6 protein-coding genes are annotated in these 5,593 nt (G+C 71.4%); all 6 read left to right on the forward strand.

What is annotated here, in order from left to right; all coding sequences use genetic code 11:
- On the forward strand, positions 1-497 hold a 497-nt coding region (locus DVA66_RS16425), incomplete at its 5' end, for an ABC transporter permease subunit (RefSeq protein ID WP_157974067.1).
- A 26-nt stretch (positions 498-523) separates the two neighbouring features.
- The gene (locus DVA66_RS16430; RefSeq protein WP_114561043.1) at positions 524-1,201 is read left to right on the forward strand and encodes a DUF624 domain-containing protein; all 678 of its coding nucleotides are present in this window, start codon (positions 524-526) and stop codon (positions 1,199-1,201) included.
- An 11-nt stretch (positions 1,202-1,212) separates the two neighbouring features.
- A complete protein-coding gene (locus DVA66_RS16435) occupies positions 1,213-2,709 on the forward strand; it encodes an extracellular solute-binding protein (protein WP_114561044.1) in 1,497 nt (498 codons plus the stop codon).
- A 56-nt stretch (positions 2,710-2,765) separates the two neighbouring features.
- Positions 2,766-4,040: a glycoside hydrolase family 28 protein gene (locus tag DVA66_RS16440; RefSeq protein WP_114561045.1), complete on the forward strand. Its 1,275-nt coding sequence runs from the start codon at positions 2,766-2,768 to the stop codon at positions 4,038-4,040.
- Positions 4,037-4,510 carry a hypothetical protein gene (locus DVA66_RS16445; protein WP_114561046.1) on the forward strand — a complete coding sequence of 158 codons (474 nt, stop codon included), beginning with the start codon at positions 4,037-4,039 and terminating at the stop codon, positions 4,508-4,510. Before DVA66_RS16440 ends, DVA66_RS16445 begins: the two co-directional genes overlap by 4 nt.
- Positions 4,507-5,469 (forward strand): carbohydrate ABC transporter permease, encoded by a 963-nt coding sequence (locus DVA66_RS16450; protein WP_114561047.1) that lies wholly within the window; start codon positions 4,507-4,509, stop codon positions 5,467-5,469. The genes DVA66_RS16445 and DVA66_RS16450 overlap by 4 nt, the downstream gene beginning before the upstream one ends.
- Positions 5,470-5,593: the final 124 nt, after the last annotated feature.

The raw sequence follows: 5,593 nt of genomic DNA on the forward strand, positions 1-5,593 counted from the left end.
GCGGCGCCATCAACAACCTCCTCGTCGCCCTCGGCGGAGAACCCGTCGCGTTCCTCACCGATCCCGAGTGGCTGCGCCCGATGTACGTCTTCCAGCACATCTGGCGCACCGCCGGATGGGGCACGATCGTCTACCTGGCCGCGCTCACCGCCGTCGACCTCGCCCTGTACGAGGCCGCCGAGATCGACGGCGCCAACCGGTGGCGCCAGACCTGGCACATCACGCTGCCGGCCATCCGCCCGACCATCGTCGTGCTGTTCATCCTCAGCATCGGCGACTTCCTCGAGCTCGGCTTCGAGCACATGTTCCTGCTGCTCAACTCCCTCAACCGCGACGTCGGGGAGATCTTCGACACCTTCGTCTACACCGCGGGCATCCAGAACGGGCAGCTGAGCTTCGCGACCGCGGTCGGCCTGTTCAAGGGCCTCGTCGGGCTGGTCCTGGTGATGGCGGCGAACTCGCTGGCCAAGCGCCTCGGCGAGGACGGGGTGTACTGACCGGCCCCGCCGGCAGGAGGTCGAACATGCTCTTCTCCTACGAACAGCTGCTGACGCTGAACCGGTGGCTCACCGGCTTCTGGCGGGTCATCTGGCTCAACATCCTCTGGACCGCGACCACCGTGCTCGGCCTCGGCGTGCTCGGGGTCGGCCCCGCCTCCTACGCGCTGGCGAGGTACCTCGACCGCTGGTTCCGTCTCGGCGAGACCCCGCCGACCACCCGCACCTTCCTCCGCTACGCCCGCGAGCAGGGTCTGCGGCCGGTGCTGACCGGCGCGGTGCTCGTCGGCCTCGGCGTGGTGGTCGGGGTCAACCTGCTCAGCATCACCGACTGGTACCTGCGGGCGGCCAACCTCCTCGCCGCCGTCCTGGTCGCGGTGGTCGGCGTCTACGTGTTCTTCGTGATGGCCGCCACCGACGTCGTCGGGATCGGCCGCCAGCTGACGACGGCCCTGCTGCTGAGCATCGGCTCGCTGCACTGGACGGTCCTCGGCGCGACCGCGGTCGTCGCCGTCGAGCTGCTCATGCTGCGCCACGCCCTCGCGCTGGTGCCGCTGCTCGGTGCCGCGCTGCCCTTCGTCGTGGTCGCCCTGGTCCTGCGGCCGGTGCTCCGCGACCTCGCCACCCCCTCCGACCCCGACCGGCGCCCCGGTGCGTCCGCGGCCCGTCCCGCCCCGCTCTGGGACCGGGCGACCCCTCGATGAAAGGAACCGCCATGATCACCCGCAGAACCCTCCTCTCCTCCGTCCCGGTCGTGGCCGCCGGGGCGCTCGGCCTGTCCGCCTGCGGTGGTTCGGGCGGCGCCGGCGCCGCCGGTGGCCCGCTGACCTGGATGTCGATGCTGCACACCCCGACCACCCCCGACGCCGCCGGGCCGGTGATGACGGCCCTGCTCGAGCGGACCGGGATCCCGTTCGAGTACCAGTGGGTCCCCGACGCCTCCAAGGAGGAGAAGATCAACGCGGCCCTGGCGTCGGGCTCGCTGGCCGACATCACCACCCTCAACCAGCTCGCGATGCCCTCGGTCCGCGACGCCCTGTCCTCCGGGCTGTTCTGGGAGGTGGAGCCGTTCCTGGCCGACTTCCCGAACCTGTCCGCGATCAACCCCGACACCCTGGCCGGCGCCCGGCTGGACGGCGTGCTGTACGGCGTCCCGTTCCAGAAGCCGCTGGCCCGCTACGGCGTGCTGGTACGCCAGGACTGGTTGGACCGCCTCGGGCTCGAGGTACCGCACACCGTCGAGGCGCTCGGGGAGGTCGCCCGCGCCTTCGCCGAGGGCGACCCCACCGGCACCGGCGCGAAGGTCACCGGGTTCATCGACCGGCAGGAGAGCTTCGCGGTGGGCTTCCGCTCGCTGGCCGGCTACTTCGGCGCCGGGGACAAGTTCCAGCTCGACGACTCCGGGCGGATCATCCCCGCCGCCATCAGCGAGCCGTGGAAGCAGGCCATGGAGTGGTACCGCGGCGTGTACGCGGCGGGCGGGGTGAACCAGGAGTTCGTCACCATGCAGAAGCAGAACCAGCAGCAGGCCATCGCCCAGGACAAGGGCGGCATCGTCGTCACCGGGCTGTTCGAGGCGAAGAACTACGACGCGCTGGCGCAGAGCATCAACCCCGACACCGAGGTCGAGTGGACGCTCATCAACGACATCACCTACGCCGACGTGCCGCGCCGGGTGGTGTCCGACACCGGCGGCGGGATGGGTGGGCTGATGGCGTTCAACACCCAGACCCTCAGCGGCGAGGAGGACCTGCGGCGTGCGCTGGAGCTGGTCGACAAGCTGCTCGAGGAGCCGTCGTTCCAGCTGATGACCAACGGCATCGAGGGCACCCACTACGAGATCAACGCCGACGGCGCGGTGAACATCATCGACCAGACGGCCTGGGAGCAGCAGGTGCAGCCCTACAACAGCTCCCGGCCCTCGGACGTGGTCGAGCTGTACCGCTCCACCAACCCCTACGTGAACCAGGCCAACGAGCTGATGGCCGAGAACGAGGAGTACGTGGTCACCAACCCCGCGCAGCCCCTCACCTCGCCCACCTACGACAGCAGCTGGACCACCATCGAGCAGGCGCTCACCGACGCCTACAACACCTTCATGGTGGGCCAGACCACGATGGCCGACTACGAGGGCGTGGTCGAGAGCCTCCGCTCCCAGGGGCTCGACGACATCATCGCCGAGTACACCGAGGCCCACCAGGCGACCAGCTGAGACCCGACCGGCGGCGCCGCCCCGGCGCTGCGACCCCACCCGTGAGAGGCAGAGCCATGACACTCCTCGACCAGCAGCTCCCGCCGGGCACCGGCGACCTCGTCACCGACCGACTGCAGCGCGCTCTCGACGAGGCCGCCGCGGCGGGGGGCGGACGCGTCAGCATCCCGCCCGGCGTGCACCGCACCGGCGCCCTGCGGCTGCGCTCCCGCGTCGAGCTGCACCTGGAGGCGGGGGCCGTGCTCGCCTTCGACCCCGACCCCGCGCTCTACCCGGTGGTCGAGGCGCGTTGGGAGGGTCTGCGCCGACGGGTCCACTCCCCGTGCCTGTACGCCCAGGACGAGACCGACGTGGCGATCACCGGTCTCGGCACCGTCGACGGGGGAGGGGAGCGGTGGTGGCAGCGGACCCGGGAGCCCGGCGGGCTGGACCTGCCGCGCCCGACGCTGGTGGGGCTGCACGGCTGCACCCGGGTCACGCTCCGCGACGTCACGCTGCGCAACTCCCCGGCCTGGACCGTCCACCCCGCCCTGTGCGAGGACGTCAGCATCACGGGGGTGCGGATCCACAACCCGGCCGACTCGCCCAACACCGACGGCATCGACCCCGAGTCCTGCCGCAACGTCCGGATCGCCGACTGCCACATCGACGTCGGTGACGACTGCATCGCGATCAAGGCCGGCACCGAGCACAGCCCGGAGCGGGTCGCCTGCGAGAACGTGGTGGTCACCGGCTGCACCATGGTCCACGGCCACGGCGGGGTGGTGATCGGCAGTGAGATGAGCGGCGGGGTGCGCAACGTCGTCATCAGCTCCTGCGTCTTCCAGGGCACCGACCGCGGGATCCGGATCAAGACCCGCCGGGGGCGCGGCGGCTCGATCGAGCAGCTGCGCGTGGTCAACGTCGTGATGGACGACGTGCTCTGCCCGATCACGGTGAACCCGTTCTACTGGTGCGGCCCGGAGGGCAAGCTGGCGCGGGTGGGTGCCCGCTCACCGCAGCCGGTCGACGAGGGCACGCCCCGCATCTCCGGGCTGCACCTCGCCCACCTCACCGCCACCCGCGTGCGGGCGAGCGCCGGGCACGTGCTCGGCCTGCCCGAGGCGCCGCTGGAGGACGTCACGGTCGACGACCTCACCGTCAGCTTCGCCGACGACCCCGAGCCCGGGACGCCCGAGATGGCCGCCGGGCTCGAGCCGGTGAGCCGCCAGGGGTTCACCGCCGCATCCATCAGCGGCGGGTCGCTGAGCCGGGTCCGGCTGCGCGGGGTGTCCGGCGAGCTGCTCCTGCTCGACTCCTGCACCGACCTCGAGACGGAGGTGTCGGGGTGAGGACCGCGCAGGCCGGACGGCGGCGGCTCCCGGACGCGGTGCCCGTACCCCGGGTGCCCCGGCGCGCTGAGCTGGCCATCGCGGTCGTCGCGATGGCGGCGGCGGTCGTCACCATGGGCGGCTTCACGCTGGTGGTCAACCAGATGGACCAGCAGACCTTCGGCGCCGTCGTCCTGCCGGCCCTGGGCGGCGAGGGGTCCGGGCTCGCGCTGGCCGAGGCCCACACCATGGGCCGCACCCTGGCGGCCTGGTTCGGGGCCTCGCTGGTGGTCCTGCTGCTGCTGTCCGCGGCCGGGATCGCGCTGACCCGCAGCCGCCCCCACCGCCGCGGCGCCGGCTGGTGGTTCCTGGCCGCCGGGCTGGTCTGCCTGCTGGGCAGCCAGCTGGTGCTGTTCCCGGTCGCCTTCCTGTTCTTCGTCGCCGCCGGGCTCTTCGCCGTGCGGCCCGTCCCCCGAGTGAGCCCGCGATGACCATGACCCCGACCCCCGCCGCCGCGACCGAGGCGACGGCTGCCGCCCGGACCGTCGAGGACCGTCCGGCCCAGCAGCCCCGTCCCCGGCGTCAGCGGCGGACCCCCGGCGAGCGCGCCTTCGGCGTGGTCAACGTGGTCGTGCTGACCGGCTTCGCGCTGCTGTGCCTGATCCCGTTCGTGCACGTGATCGGCAGCTCCTTCGCCAGCCCCGGCGAGCTGGCCACGCGCAACTTCGTGCTGGTCCCGCGCGAGTGGTCCCTGGCGGCCTGGCACTACATCCTCTCCACGCCGACGATCTTCCGCGCGATGGGCGTCTCGGTGTTCGTCACCGTGGTCGGCACCTTCCTCAGCCTGGTGGTCACCTCGCTGATGGCCTACGCCCTCGCCAAGCCCTACCTGCTGGGCCGCCGCACGATCAACTTCCTGGTCGTCTTCACCATGCTCTTCAGCGGCGGCATGATCCCGACCTTCATCGTGGTCTCGAAGCTCGGCCTGCTGGACTCGCTGTGGTCGCTGATCCTGCCGGTGACGATCAACGCCTTCAACCTCGTCATCATGCGCAACTTCTTCCAGGGCATCCCCGACTCCCTGGAGGAGGCGGCACGGATCGACGGCTGCAGCGAGCTCGGCGTGTTCTGGCGGGTGGTGCTGCCGCTGTCGATGGCCTCCATCGCCACCATCGGCCTGTTCTACGCCGTCACCTACTGGAACACCTACATGCACGCCGTGCTCTACATCAACGACTCGCGGCTGTGGCCGATGCAGGTGCTGCTGCGCCAGGTCGTCATCGTCTCCAGCGGGATGAACGCCGACGCCACCGTCGTCGACGTCGTCCCGCCGGCGCAGTCGGTCAAGATGGCGGTGATCGCGGTGGCGACCCTGCCGATGCTCGCCGTCTACCCCTTCGTCCAGCGCTTCTTCGTCAAGGGCGCCATGATCGGCTCGGTCAAGGGCTGAGCCGCCCGGATCCCGCCACCGGCGTCGGGGTCACCCCGTGCCGGCGCACGCCGGCCCGTCGGGCCGACGCCTCCTCACCCACCCCCACACCCCCGAGGACGACCATGCCCACCACCCTCTCCCG

Source organism: Desertihabitans aurantiacus (assembly GCF_003344635.1).
Taxonomy (GTDB): Bacteria; Actinomycetota; Actinomycetes; order Propionibacteriales; family Propionibacteriaceae; genus Desertihabitans; species Desertihabitans aurantiacus.

Bases quoted from the DNA above. Each gene is read 5' to 3' on its own strand.
- DVA66_RS16430 (WP_114561043.1), top strand. From the start codon at position 524: ATGCTCTTCTCCTACGAACAGCTGCTGACGCTGAACCGGTGGCTCACC.
- DVA66_RS16435 (WP_114561044.1), top strand. From the start codon at position 1,213: ATGATCACCCGCAGAACCCTCCTCTCCTCCGTCCCGGTCGTGGCCGCC.
- DVA66_RS16440 (WP_114561045.1), top strand. From the start codon at position 2,766: ATGACACTCCTCGACCAGCAGCTCCCGCCGGGCACCGGCGACCTCGTC.
- DVA66_RS16450 (WP_114561047.1), top strand. From the start codon at position 4,507: ATGACCATGACCCCGACCCCCGCCGCCGCGACCGAGGCGACGGCTGCC.